Origin of the sequence: Microbacterium sp. NPDC090007 (assembly GCF_044748345.1) — a bacterium.
Lineage (GTDB): Bacteria > Actinomycetota > Actinomycetes > Actinomycetales > Microbacteriaceae > Microbacterium.
Genome location: NZ_JBIVFV010000001.1, coordinates 45,636 through 58,321, shown reverse-complemented (window position 1 = coordinate 58,321; position 12,686 = coordinate 45,636). Strand labels below are relative to the sequence as shown.

Here is a 12,686-nt window from a genome sequence, read left to right as displayed (position 1 = left end):
GCGGCGCGCGGGGCGCCTGCGGCGCGCGGGGCGCCTGCGATGCGCGGGGCGCCTGCGATGCGCGGGGCGCCTGCGAAGCCCGGGACGCCTGCGAAGTCCAGGACGCCTGCGGCGCGCGGGGCGCCTGCGATGCCCGGGGCGCCTGCGATGCCCGGGGTGCCTGCGATGCGCGGGGGCGCCTGCGACGAGAACAGGGCCCGCGACGGGATCAGGGCCTGCGACGAAAACAGGGCCTGCAGAAGGTCAGGCTCGGCGACGAGAACAGGGCCCGCGACGAGAACAGGCGTGAAGCCGAACGATCGGCCTGTTCCGGGCGCATCGTCCTGTTCTCATGACAGGGCGCGCCCGCGGTGCGCCCGGGCGCAGCGCCGCGGGACGCCACCGCGCCCGGGCGCGGGAACGCCCGCGGATGCCGGAGCATCCGCGGGCGTTCCCGTGACGGCGTGCGTTACTTCTTCACGGGGATGGACTGCGACTCCAGGGCGCCGATGGTGGCATCCTGGCCCTTCTGCAGCGCATCGACCAGGGTGCCGTCACCGCTGACCGCGGCCTTGAAGCCGTCCGACACGTCGGCGTAGGTCTTGGTCATGGTCGGACCCCACACGAAGTCGGGGTTGACCTGGGTGGCGGCCTCGGCGAAGACGTCGTAGATCTTCTGTCCGCCGTAGAACTCCACACCCTCGGTGAGCGAGGGCAGCTCCAGGCCCGCCGTCGTGGCCGGGTAGATGTTCGCCTCCTTGTTCAGCGCGGTCAGCGCCTCTTCCGAGGTGTTCAGCCACAGGGCGAACTTCGTCGCCTCGTACGGGTGCTCGCTGCCCTTCAGGACCGCGATGGACGATCCGCCCCAGTTGCCCGCGACCTTCTCGCCGGCCGACCACTGCGGCAGCTCCGAGACGGCCCAGCCCCCGGCGGTGTCGGGCGCGCCGCTCGAGATCGAGTTGGCACCCCAGACGGCCGAGTTCCAGGTCCAGACCTGGCTGGAGTTGTAGGCGTTGTTCCACTCGTCGGTCCACGCCGGGTAGGTCGAGACGAGGTCCTGGTCGATCAGCGACTGCCAGTACTCGGCGACCTGCGTCGACGCGGGGTCGGTCAGCGAGACGGTCCAGCCGTCCGCGTCGTTACCGAACCACTGGCCGCCCGCCTGCCACACGAAGCCCGCGAACTGGTTGATGTCGGACTGCGAGAAGTTGGTGATGTAGCCGCCGAGCGCGCGGATCTGCTTCGCGGCCTCGGTGTACTCGTCCCACGTGGTGGGAACGGCGATGCCGTTCTGCTCGAACAGGTCGGCGCGGTAGAACAGCGCCATCGGACCGATGTCCTGGGGGATGCCGTACACGGCGCCCTCCTCGCCCAGGGCGACCTGGTTCCACGCCCAACCGACGAACTGGTCCTCGGCGGCGGTCACGTCGGCGCAGGCGCCGATGTTCTCCAGACCATCCTGGACGAGGAAGTTGGGCAGGGCGTCGTACTCGATCTGGCCCAGGTCGGGGGCGTTTCCGGCCGCGATCTGGTTGAAGAAGTTCTGGTACGTGCCGCTGTTGCCGTTGGGGCCGGTCTGCACCTTGACCTGGATGTCGGGGTTGTCCGCGTTCCACATCTCGACGACCGACTCGATGCCGGGGATCCACGAGGTGAACTCGAGGGTGACGGGGCCGTCGGCGGGGGTGCAGTCGGCGGCTGCGGCGCCGTCGCCGCTTCCGCCGCCGGCGCAGCCGGCCAGGAGCAGAGCCGACAGGGCGACGCCGGACGTCGCCGCGAGGATTCTGTGCTTCATGCGAATGCCTTTCTCTGGTGTCCCGGACGCGCCGTTTGCGTCCGGGGTGGGGGCGGCCGGAGCCGCCGAAGGGATCACTTCAGCGCGCCGGTCCCGAGACCGTTGCGCCAGAAGCGTTGGAGGAGCAGGAAGATGACGATGAGGGGGATGACCGACAGCAGGGCGCCGATCAGCACGAGTCCGCGCAGCTCCGGGATCTGGTTGAGCTGGTTGTTCCAGCCGTACAGACCGAAGACCACGGGGAAGAGCTCTTCGCTGCGCAGCATGATCAGCGGCAGGAAGAAGTTGTTCCAGATGGCCACGAACTGGAAAAGGAACATGGTCACCAGCGCCGGGCTCATCAGTCGCAGGCTGACGGTGAAGAAGGTGCGGATCTCGCCCGCGCCGTCCAGTCGGCTCGCCTCGAGGAGTTCGTCGGGCACCGACGACGCCGCGAAGATGCGCGCGAGGTAGACCCCGAACGGACTCACCAGCGAGGGCAGGAACACGGCCCAGAAGGTGTTGGTGAGCTGCACCTGGCTGAAGATGAGGAACAACGGCAGCGCGAGGGCGGTGGCGGGCACGAGCACGCCGCCCAGCACCACGTCGAACACGAGCTCGCGACCGGGGAATCGGTACTTCGCCAGGGCGTAGCCGGCCATGGCGGCCAGCAGCGTCGCGACGGCACCGCCGAGACCGGCGTACAGCAGCGAGTTGCCGAGCCAGCGCAGGAAGATCCCGTCGCGGTAGGCGAACAGGTCGCCGATGTTGGAGAACAGGCGCATGTCGGCGAACCACAGCGGGTTCGTGGTGAGGATGTCGCCGGTGCTCTTGCTCGACGCCACGAGCAGCCACCACAGCGGCAGCAGGAAGTAGACCGTGAACACGGCCATGACGAGCATCGCCGAGGTGCGCGAGATCAGCGGCTCGCGGACCGCGCCGGAGCGGGTGCCGCGCGTCGTGCGCGCGGGGCGGGGGGTGGTGACGGCGCTCATGCGTTGCCCTTCTTCTGCATCCACTTCATGAAGCCGAACGACAGCACGAAGGTGGTCACGGCCAGCACCACCGAGAAGGCGGCGGCGAGGTTCGCATTGGGGATGGATGCCGTGGCGTACACGGTCATGTTCGGGGTGAACGTGCTGGTGACGGCCGAGCTGAAGGAGCGGAACACCTGGGGCTCGGCGAGCAGCTGCAGCGTGCCGATGATCGAGAAGATCGCCGTCATGACGATGGCGGGGCGCACGAGCGGGATCTTGATCGACCACGCGATGCGGAACTGGCCCGCGCCGTCCAGGCGGGCGGCCTCGTAGATCTCGCTCGGGATCGACAGCAGCGACGAGTAGATGATCAGCATGTTGTAGCCGACGTAGACCCAGGTCACGACGTTCGCGATGGACCACAGCACCAGGTCGGCGCCGAGGAAGTCGACGTTCTGCGTGAGCGCCGTGAACGGCGACAGGTTGGGCGAGAACAGCGAGCCCCACATGATCGCGGCGATCACGCCGGGGACGGCGTACGGCACGAAGAAGGCGAGGCGGAAGAACCGCTTGCCCTTCAGCAGCGGGGAGTCCAGCAGCAGCGCGAAGATCAGGGCGAGACCCAGCATGACCGGCACCTGGACGACGCCGAAGGCGAGCATGCGCAGCATCGAGGACCAGAACGCCTCGTTCTGGAAGACCTGCGCGTACTGCGCGAAGCCGCCGAACACCAGTTCGGCCTTGCCGAAGGTGCCTTCGCGGCGCACGACGAGCAGGGACTGCACGATCGCGAAGCCGATGGGCAGCACGTAGAACAGCGCGAAGAGCACCGCGAAGGGGGCGAGCAGGATGAGGATGGCGCTCTTGAACGGCACGCGCGGACGCCGGCGTTGGGGATCGCTTGCGCGCGCGGCCCGCGTCGGGGCCGGGACGGTGGTGGTCACAGGGTCTCCTCGATGATGCGGACGGCGCCGCCGGTGACGGTGACGACGCCCTCGACGGACTCGCCGCTGATCGCGTCGCGGCCGTGCGCCGCGATCTCGACCGTCTCGGTGGTGTGGTTGACGACGAACGTGAAGGCGCGGTCGGTGCCCGCGCGGCGCACGATCTCGACGCCCGGGTGGGCGGCGGTCGAACGGATGCCGGCGGCCTGGGCCGCTCGAGCGAGCAGGTCGCGGTAGGCGTCGGCGGCGGGGAGCGTCGCGAGGTACCAGGCGGAACCGGCGCCGACGTCGCGCCGCGTGCGGGCGGGCTGGCCCGCCGCGGGGCCATCGACGAAGCGGGCGTCGACCTCGGCGTCGACCGCGCGCAGGCGCTCCGACCAGATCGTGCCGGTGGTGCCGTCGTCGAGCGCGACCGTCTGGGCGGGTCCGAGGGGGGCGAACTCCTCGGACACGATGCCGAGCAGGTCGCGGAACGCGCCCGGGTACCCGCCGAGACGCACGCGGTCGCGCTCGTCGACGATGCCGCTGGCGAAGGTGATGACGACGGTGCCGCCGGACTCGACGAAGCGGGTGATGCGCTCGGCGTCGGCGTCGCGCACGAGGTGCAGGGCGGGCACGACCACCAGGCGGTAGGCCGACAGATCGCCGCCGACCGAGACCACGTCGGTCGAGACCCCGGCCGCGGTGAGGGCGGCGTGGGCGGCGTGCACCTGATCGAGGTAACGGACGTCTTCGCTCGGACGCCCCTCGTTCTCGAGGGCCCACCAGCTCTCCCAGTCGAACAGCACCGCGGCGTCCGACACGACGGTCGAGCCCGCGACCGGCTGCAGGGCGCGCAGGGTGTCGCCGAGCTCGAGGACGCTGCGCCACTGCGCGGTGTCGGTCCCGGCGTGCGGCAGAAGGGCGGAGTGGTACTTCTCGGCCCCCTGCGCCGAGGCGCGCCACTGGAAGAAGCAGATGCCGTCGGCGCCGCGTGCGACGTGCGAGACGACGTTGCGCAGCAGCTCGCCCTGGCCCTTCGCGAGGTTGTGGGGCTGCCAGTTGACCGCGCCGGTGGAGGTCTCCATGAGCAGCCAGGGGGTGCCGGCGGCGAGACCGCGGGTCAGGTCCGCAGCGAACGACAGCTCGGCGAGCGGGTCGGGCAGGCGACGGTCCAGGTAGTGATCGTTGGCGATCACGTCCATCTCGCCCGCCCACGAGAAGTAGTCGAGAGCGCGGATGTGCGCGGTGACCATGAAGTTCGTGGTGACCGGGGCGGCGCTGCGCGCACGGATCACGGCGGCCTCGGCGCGGTACAGCTCGAGCTGCTGGTCGGACGAGAAGCGCTGGAAGTCCAGGAGCTGACCGGGGTTGCGCAGCGAGAGGGCGGCCATGGGGGGCAGGATCTGGTCCCAGGCGCTGTAGCGCTGGCTCCAGAACGAGGTGCCCCACGCGGCGTTCAGCTCGGCGAGTGAGCCGTAGCGTGCCTCGAGCCAGGTGCGGAACGCGACGGCACTGGCCTCGCAGTAGCACAGGGCGTTGTGGCATCCGAGTTCGTTCGAGACGTGCCACATGGCCAGCGCGGGGTGATCGGCGTAGCGCTCGACGACGCGGCGGCTGAGCTCGGCGGCGTAGGCGCGGAACACCGGCGAGCTGGGGCAGTACGCCTGGCGTCCGCCGGGGAAGCGGCGCGTGCCGTCTTCGGCGACGGGGAGGATCTCGGGATGCCGTGCCGTCACCCACGGCGCCGGCGACGCCGTCGCGGTGCCGAGGTTGACGCGGATGCCGTGCGAGTGGGCGAGGTCCATGACCTCGTCGAGCTCGTCGAAGCTCCAGACACCGTGTGCGGGGTTGATCCAGGACCACCCGAAGATGTTGACCGCGACCAGTCCGACGCCGGCCTCGCGCATGAGCCGCATGTCCTCGTCCCAGACGGCGCGATCCCACTGCTCGGGGTTGTAGTCGCACCCGAAGACCAGACCCTCGCGGGTCAGGGACGACAGCGGCGTCTCCTCGTGGGTCCGAGGGGCCAGATGGTCGACGGCAAGCATCCGGGGGTCGCTCCTTCGCGGGTTCTGTGAACGTGCACACATTGTCATGTCTCCAAGCGGGAAGGACAATGTGTGAACGTGCACATACTGACACGGGGCGCCGCGGTCGTCAACTCCCCTCTTTCGCTAGGCTGACCCCATGACGCCTCCTCCGCCCGGGCGCCGGCGCAGCACGGTGCACGACGTGGCGAAGGCGGCCGGGGTCTCGCGGGGCACCGTGAGTCGCGTTCTGAACGGCGGCTACGTCTCGGATCACGCGCGCGAAGCGATCCAGACCGCGATCCGCGAGGTCGGCTACGTCCCCAACAACGCCGCCCGCACCCTCGTCCGGCAGCGCACGCAGGCGGTGGGTTTCATCGTCCACGAGCCGCACTCGCTGTTCCTCGAAGACCCCAACATCGGCGGCATCCTGCTCGGTGCCAACACCGCCCTCTCGCAGGCCGACTATCAGATGGTGTGCCTGGTGATCGACACCGATCGCGACACCGACCGCGTGGCCCGCTACCTCAGCGGAGGATTCGTCGACGGCGCGGTCATCGTCTCGGCCCGCCAGCACGACCCGATCACCGACGTGGTCGAGCGCCTCGGCCTGCCGGTGGCCTACGTCGGCCACCCGCCGGGCATCAGCCGCCCGTGGGTGGGGATCGACAACCTCGGCGCCGCGCGCGCCATCACCGCGCGCGTGCGCGCCTCCGGGCGCCGTCGCATCGGCATGATCGCCGCCGCACTCGATCGCGACTCCGGCAGCGACCGCCTCGCGGGCTTCCGCGAGGCACTCGGCGACGACTTCGACGACACGCTCGTCGAGCCCGTCCCGCTGTACGCCTTCGCCGACGGCGAGGCCGGCATGCGGCGCCTTCTCGAGCGGGCGCCCGACATCGACGCGGTGTTCGGGGCATCGGATGCCGTGGCCGCCGGCGCGGTGCAGGCCCTCCGGGCCGCCGGTCGGCGCGTGCCCGACGACGTGGGGGTCGTGGGCTTCGACGACAGTGCGTGGGCGCGGCGCACCGACCCTCCGCTCACGACGATCGATCAGCCCGCCGAGGGGCTCGGGGCGGCGGCCGCCGAGGCCGTGCTGCTGCAGCTCTCGGGCGGTGTCGCCGAGGCCGGCGGCATCCTGCTCGACGCGCCGATCGTCTGGCGCGCCTCGGTCTAGCCGCTCTCGGCGTCGATCACGGCCCTCGGGGCACGGGCGGGCGCGGGCGGGCGCGCCGTCGCGTCATCAGAACAGGGGATGCCACGAGAACAGGCCGATCCGCGAGGGATCGGCCTGTTCTGGGCGCACGCGCCTGTTCTCGTGACGCGTTACTCCTCGAGCTGGCCCAGAGACGGTCCCGCCACGAAGCGCGCGACCGGCTCGACCGCGTGCTCCAGCTCGAGCACGACGATCTCGTTCGCGCCGGCGCGGGTGACCGGGCCGGGGACGTAGAGGGTGTTCTGCGGCACGTGGTTCCAGTACCTGCCGAGGAAGAAGCCGTTGACGAACGCGAAGCCCTTGCCCCAGCCGGTGGTGTCCAGGAACAGGTCGGCGGCGACGTCGAGCTCGAAGGCGCCGCGCAGCAGCGCGCGACCGACGATGCCCGCACCGGTTCCGGTGGCGGATGCCAGGTCGACTGGCGTCGCGGTCCACCCGGTGAGAGGGGATCCGTTCAGCGTCGCCGTACCGATGAGCCCCTTCTGCTCGCCGAGGCGGTCGGCGTAGTTCACGCGTCCCTGGTCCTCGACGAGCACGGTGAGACGCGCACCCGTCGGAATGGTCAGCGCCCGCTCGTGCAGGGTCCGCGACAGGCGCCCGACCGGCGCGCCGTCGACGTGCACCCACGCCAGGTCGCGGATCTCGTCGAACACGAGGGCCGCGGGACCGCTGAACGCGGGCAGCGCCACGTCGTAGCGCACCAGGGGGCCCAGGTGCGCGAGCTGCTCGAAGCTCGGCGGATCGTCGGCCATCGCCGCGGGGGCGGGGCTCGGCATCCAATCGCCCTCGCCCGACAGGACGACCTCGAGAACGGGGGCCTCGGGCCGGGGGGCGGGGACGTCGGAGGGAACCGGCGCGTACTTGGCGATGACCTCGCGGAAGGCGTGGAATTTCGCCGTGGGGTGTCCGGACTCGTCGATGGGGGCGTCGTAGTCGTACGAGGTCACGATGGGGTCGAAGCGGCCCTTGTCGTTCGCGCCGTTGGTCGTGCCGAAGTTCGTGCCGCCGTGCACCATGTAGATGTTCACCGACGCACCGGCCGCGAGCAGCACGTCGAGATCGTGGGCGGATGCCGCGGGGTCGGTCGTGTGGTGGATGCTGCCCCACCAGTCGAACCACCCGTCCCAGAACTCGCTGCACATCAGCGGTCCGCTCGGCTGGTGCGCACGGAGGGTGGCGAGACGCTCCTCGGACCGTGAACCGAAGGATCCCGTGAGGTGCAGGTCGGGCAGGCTCCCCGCCTCGAGCATCCACGGCATGGGCTGGTCGACGGTGGTCAGCGGCACGGTGATGCCCGCGTCCTTCGTCACCCGCACCAGCTCGCGCAGGTAGTCCTTGTCGGATCCGTATGCGCCGTACTCGTTCTCGATCTGCACGAGCACGACGTTGCCGTCGCGGTCGATCTGTCGGGGCGCCACGATCTCGTACACCCGGCGCAGGTACTCCGACACGGCCTCGACGAACTGCGGTTCGAAGCGACGGATGCCGATCCCCGGCGTCGAGGTCAGCCACACCGGCAGGCCGCCGTTGTGCCATTCCGCGCAGATGTACGGCCCCGGGCGCACGATCGCGTGCAGGCCCTCGGCGGCGATCAGATCGAGGAAGCGTCCGAGGTCGTTCGCCCCGGTCGCATCCCACTCCCCGCGCACCGGCTCGTGCGCGTTCCACGCGACGTAGGTCTCGATGGTGTTCAGGCCCATCGCCTTGGCCGTGCGGATGCGATCGGCCCAATGATCGGGGTGGATGCGGAAGTAGTGCAGCGTTCCCGAGATGACCTGGTGGGGTCGCCCGTCGAGAAGGAAGTCGGTCTCGCCGATGCAGAAGGTCGTCACGATGTCTTTCGGGTCAGTCGATGAGGCGCGCGGTCAGGCGCACCCAGGCGAGGGCGGGGAGGGAGAAGCGCAGGATGCCGTCGGCCCCGGCCTCGACGACGAGCCCGACGGGGGCGACGGCTTCGGCGGCCGCCGAGTTGGTGGTGTGGCGGTCGCCGCCCTCGGGGACCGTGACGATCACGGCCTCGACGTCCGCGACGGGGCCCAGATCGAGCTCGACGGTCGTCGGTGCCTCGAGGTCGCGGTGGGCGAGGAACACCGCGACGGTGTCGCCGTCCACGGCGGCGACGGCATCGACGGCATCCACTGCGCCGTGACGGGCGGTGTCGATCGAGGCGCCGTCGACGCGGGGGAGGACGACGCGCCCGGTCGCGGCCTTCGCCGTGAGCGCGAAGGGGTGGAAGGTGCTCTGCCGCCACGCGGGTCCGCCGCCGGGTTCGGTGCGGATGGGGGCGATGACGTTCACGAGCTGCGCGAGGTTCGCCATCGACACGCGGTCGGAGCGTCGGATGAGGGTGATCAGCAGGGAGCCGACGACGACGGCGTCGGTGACGGTGTAGTCGTCCTCGATCAGGCGCGGTGCGATCGGCCAGTCGCCGGTGAAGACGCGGGGCTTGTCGACATCGTTCCAGCGCGTCTGGTTCCAGACGTTCCACTCGTCGACGCTGATGCCGATGGTGCCGCCGTCGGGGGTCGTGGCGCCGGTGTCGTCGATGATGTCGACGACATCGCCGATGTAACGGTCCAGGGCGGCGCCGCTCGCGAGGAAGCTCGCCGGATCGGCGGGGTCCTCCTCGTAGTACGCGTGCACCGAGATGTGGTCGATCAGGCCCGCGGTGTGGCGCAGCACCGTGCGCTCCCACTCGCCGAAGGTGGGCATCTCGTGGTTGGAGCTGCCGGCGGCGACCAGCTCGACGTCGGGGTCGATGAAGCGCATCATGCGCGCGGTCTCGGCCGCGAGGCGGCCGTACTCGTCGGCGGTCTTGTGCCCGATCTGCCATGGGCCGTCCATCTCGTTGCCCAGGCACCACAGACGGATCCCGAAGGGCTCGTCGCGCCCGTTGTCGCGACGGCGGTCGCTCAGGGCGGTGCCTGAGGGGTGGTTGGCGTACTCGAGCAGGTCGGCGGCCTCGGCGACGCCGCGCGTGCCGAGGTTGACCGCCTCCATGACCTCCAGGCCCGCGGCATCCGCCCATTCGGCGAACTCGTGCAGCCCCACCTGATTGGTCTCGGTGCTGTGCCACGCGGCATCCAGTCTCACCGGACGCGCCTCGCGCGGCCCCACGCCGTCCTCCCACCGGTACCCGGAGACGAAGTTGCCGCCGGGGTAGCGCACCACCGTCGCCCCCAGCTCGCGCACCAGCTCGAGCACGTCGGCGCGGAAGCCCGCCGCGTCCGCCGTGCCGTGCCCGGGGGAATGGATGCCGTCGTACACGCAGCGGCCCATGTGCTCCACGAACGAGCCGAACAGGCGGCGCGGAACTGGGGCACCGGTCGCGGAGCGATCGACGACGATGCGGGTGGGGGAGGTCATTCGGGTGTCTCCTCGCGGGGAAGGGAAGGGGGCGGGTCGCAGACGAACAGATGCGACCCGCCCCCACGCGGATTGTTACTTGTTGACCGAGAAGCCCTGGTCGTTGCCGTACTGGACGAGCTGGTCCTGCCAGGTCGTCAGACCGGTGTTGAGGTCGCTCTTCGACGCGTAGGACTGGCCGACCGTGTCGCTGAAGATGCTGTTGGCGAACACCTGGAACGGCAGGTAGCTCCAGCCCTCACGGACCTCGCTCGAGGCCTGCGTCAGCACCTCGTTGATCTTCTGGCCGCCGAAGTAGCTCGACTCCTGCTCGACGAAAGCGGGGTCGCTGAGCTGCGCGGTGGTGGAGGGGAAGCCGCCGGACTCCGCGAAGATCTTGAGGCTCTCCTCGTCGTTGTTCAGCCACTTGAGGAAGCCGGCCGCCAGAGCCGGGTTCTTGCTCTGCTTGACGACCGCCTGGCCGCCGCCGCCGTTCTCGGCGGTCACCGCCGTGCCGTCATAGGTCGGGATGGGGGCCACGGCCCACTTGCCCGAGCCGTCCTTGACCGACGACTCCAGGACGCCCGGCATCCAGGCGCCCGTGATCAGCGAGGCGATCGAGCCGTCGCCGAGCCCCTTGAACCACTCGTCGCTCCACGCCGGGGTGTCGGCGAGCAGGCCGCCCTCGACGAGGCGGTTCCAGTTGTCGGCGAACTTCTTCGAGCCCTCGTCCTGCAGGTCGATCGTGACGTCGGTGCCCGAGGTCTTGAACGGGGTGCCGCCGGCCTGCCAGATCATGCTGGTGGCGAAGCCCGAGTCGCCGGTGTCGGCGGTGATGTACTTCGACGGGTCCGCCGCGTGCAGCTTCTGCGCTGCCGCGTAGTACTCGTCCCACGTCTTGGGGGCCGAGATGCCGGCCTGGTCGAAGACCTCTTTGTTGTAGAAGAGGGCCATGGGGCCCGAGTCCTGCGGAAGACCGTAGATCTTGCCGTCGAAGTCGACCGAGCCCCACGGGCCCGAGCTGTAGTCGCCCGAGAGGTCGCCGAAGCCGTACGACGACAGGTCGAGCAGCGAGTCCGAGAGTGCGAACTGGGGGAAGGCGTAGTACTCGATCTGCACCACGTCGGGGGCGCCGGAGCCCGCCTTGATGGCGTTCTGCAGCTTGGTGTACTCCTCGGTGTTGGTGCCCGCGTTGACGAGGTTCACCTTGACGTTCGGGTACTTCGCCTGGAAAGCGGCGACCTGCGCCTCGGCGGAGGGCGTCCACGACCAGTACGTGATCTCGCCGCCGGCCTGGAGCGCCTTCTCGATGTCGTCGGCCGAACCGGCCGCGCCGCCGCCGGCGTTGCCGCCCGAGCACGCGGTCAGTGCGCCCACCGTCAGGGCGGTGGCGGCGACGGCGAAGACGGTCCGCCGGACGGCGGAGCCCTTGCGCATGAATGTCATCGGATTCCTCTACTTCGTTGTTGTGGATGTGGTGCGGATGCTGCTGCGGCGACCCGCGGGCGGGTTGCTGCGGTGGGGGGTCAGGGGATCACTGCTTGACGCTGCCGGCGCTCAGGCCCGACTGCCAGAAGCGCTGCAGCACGAGGAACGCGGCGACGATCGGGATGATCGACAGCAGTGCTCCGGTGATCACGAGGTTGTAGATGGGCTGCGCGCCGACGCCGATGGCCTGCGCGTTCCACTGGTTGAGGCCGACCGTGAGCGGGTACCACGCCGGGTCGCTCAGCATGATCAGCGGGAGGAAGTAGTTGTTCCACGTCGCCACGACCGCGAACAGCAGCACGGTGACGATGCCGGGGGTGAGCAGCCGGATCGAGATGGTGAAGAACGTGCGGAACTCGCCCGCTCCGTCCATGCGGGCGGCCTCGAGCAGCTCGGTGGGGATCGCGTCCGAGGCGTAGACCCAGATCAGGTACAGCCCGAACGGGCTGATGAGAGAGGGGATGATGATCGCCCACGGGGTGTTCGTCAGGCCGAGCTGGCTGAACAGCAGGAACGTGGGCACGGCGAGGGCCGTACCGGGGACGGCGATCGCGCCGAGGACCACGGCAAAGACCGCCTTGCGCCCGCGGAAATTGTACTTGGCGAGACCGTATCCGGCGAGGGTGGCGAGCAGCGTCGCGCCGCCGGCGCCGACCACGACGTACAGCAGGGTGTTGCCGAGCCACCGGACGAAGATGCCGTCCCGGTAGGTCAGGGTCTGCGCGATGTTGTCGAAGAGGGCGAAGCTGTTGCCCGGGCCCAGGCCGAAGGTGGTGAACAGGTCGGGCTGGGTCTTCGTGGCGTTGATGACCAGCCACGCCAGGGGCACGAGGGTGTACAGCAGGTACAGGCCCATCACGATGCTGAGCACCAGCGACTTCTTGCTGCGGGTCGGCGACGTGCGCGCGAAGCGGGCGCGGCCGGTGCCTCGCGAGGTGGTCACGGCGACGGTGT

At 70.0% G+C, this 12,686-nt stretch carries 9 protein-coding genes; 1 reads left to right on the top strand and 8 read right to left on the bottom strand.

Features of this window, described 5'->3' with window-relative positions; translation table 11 throughout:
* Positions 1-448: 448 nt before the first annotated feature.
* From ACIPVB_RS00240 to ACIPVB_RS00225, 4 genes are all read right to left on the bottom strand, one after another.
* Positions 449-1,774: an ABC transporter substrate-binding protein gene (locus tag ACIPVB_RS00240; protein WP_400365906.1), complete on the bottom strand. Its 1,326-nt coding sequence runs from the start codon at positions 1,772-1,774 to the stop codon at positions 449-451.
* Positions 1,775-1,848: 74 nt separating this feature from the next.
* Positions 1,849-2,748 carry a carbohydrate ABC transporter permease gene (locus ACIPVB_RS00235; protein ID WP_400365904.1) on the bottom strand — a complete coding sequence of 300 codons (900 nt, stop codon included), beginning with the start codon at positions 2,746-2,748 and terminating at the stop codon, positions 1,849-1,851.
* Entirely contained in the window at positions 2,745-3,674 is a 930-nt protein-coding gene (locus ACIPVB_RS00230; protein ID WP_400365903.1) for a carbohydrate ABC transporter permease, read from the bottom strand. The genes ACIPVB_RS00235 and ACIPVB_RS00230 overlap by 4 nt, the downstream gene beginning before the upstream one ends.
* Positions 3,671-5,704 carry a beta-galactosidase gene (locus tag ACIPVB_RS00225; protein ID WP_400365901.1) on the bottom strand — a complete coding sequence of 678 codons (2,034 nt, stop codon included), beginning with the start codon at positions 5,702-5,704 and terminating at the stop codon, positions 3,671-3,673. Before ACIPVB_RS00225 ends, ACIPVB_RS00230 begins: the two co-directional genes overlap by 4 nt.
* Before the next feature lie 139 nt (positions 5,705-5,843).
* Between ACIPVB_RS00225 and ACIPVB_RS00220 the strand changes: the two genes are divergently transcribed.
* A complete protein-coding gene (locus tag ACIPVB_RS00220) occupies positions 5,844-6,860 on the top strand; it encodes a LacI family DNA-binding transcriptional regulator (protein ID WP_400365899.1) in 1,017 nt (338 codons plus the stop codon).
* A 149-nt stretch (positions 6,861-7,009) separates the two neighbouring features.
* On the opposite strand, the gene ACIPVB_RS00215 is transcribed toward ACIPVB_RS00220, so the two are convergent.
* The 4 genes from ACIPVB_RS00215 to ACIPVB_RS00200 all read right to left on the bottom strand — a co-directional run bounded on the left by ACIPVB_RS00215 (position 7,010) and on the right by ACIPVB_RS00200 (position 12,588).
* Positions 7,010-8,731: a glycoside hydrolase family 35 protein gene (locus ACIPVB_RS00215; RefSeq protein WP_400365897.1), complete on the bottom strand. Its 1,722-nt coding sequence runs from the start codon at positions 8,729-8,731 to the stop codon at positions 7,010-7,012.
* A 13-nt stretch (positions 8,732-8,744) separates the two neighbouring features.
* Positions 8,745-10,265: an alpha-N-arabinofuranosidase gene (locus ACIPVB_RS00210; protein ID WP_400365896.1), complete on the bottom strand. Its 1,521-nt coding sequence runs from the start codon at positions 10,263-10,265 to the stop codon at positions 8,745-8,747.
* A 75-nt stretch (positions 10,266-10,340) separates the two neighbouring features.
* A complete protein-coding gene (locus tag ACIPVB_RS00205; RefSeq protein ID WP_400365895.1) occupies positions 10,341-11,690 on the bottom strand; it encodes an ABC transporter substrate-binding protein in 1,350 nt (449 codons plus the stop codon).
* Positions 11,691-11,778: 88 nt separating this feature from the next.
* The gene (locus tag ACIPVB_RS00200; RefSeq protein WP_108318357.1) at positions 11,779-12,588 is read right to left on the bottom strand and encodes a carbohydrate ABC transporter permease; all 810 of its coding nucleotides are present in this window, start codon (positions 12,586-12,588) and stop codon (positions 11,779-11,781) included.
* Positions 12,589-12,686: the final 98 nt, after the last annotated feature.

Coding starts and splice junctions, on each gene's coding strand:
- ACIPVB_RS00240 (WP_400365906.1), bottom strand. CDS start 1,774: ATGAAGCACAGAATCCTCGCGGCGACGTCCGGCGTCGCCCTGTCGGCT.
- ACIPVB_RS00235 (WP_400365904.1), bottom strand. CDS start 2,748: ATGAGCGCCGTCACCACCCCCCGCCCCGCGCGCACGACGCGCGGCACC.
- ACIPVB_RS00225 (WP_400365901.1), bottom strand. CDS start 5,704: ATGCTTGCCGTCGACCATCTGGCCCCTCGGACCCACGAGGAGACGCCG.
- ACIPVB_RS00220 (WP_400365899.1), top strand. CDS start 5,844: ATGACGCCTCCTCCGCCCGGGCGCCGGCGCAGCACGGTGCACGACGTG.
- ACIPVB_RS00210 (WP_400365896.1), bottom strand. CDS start 10,265: ATGACCTCCCCCACCCGCATCGTCGTCGATCGCTCCGCGACCGGTGCC.
- ACIPVB_RS00205 (WP_400365895.1), bottom strand. CDS start 11,690: ATGACATTCATGCGCAAGGGCTCCGCCGTCCGGCGGACCGTCTTCGCC.
- ACIPVB_RS00200 (WP_108318357.1), bottom strand. CDS start 12,588: ATGGGCCTGTACCTGCTGTACACCCTCGTGCCCCTGGCGTGGCTGGTC.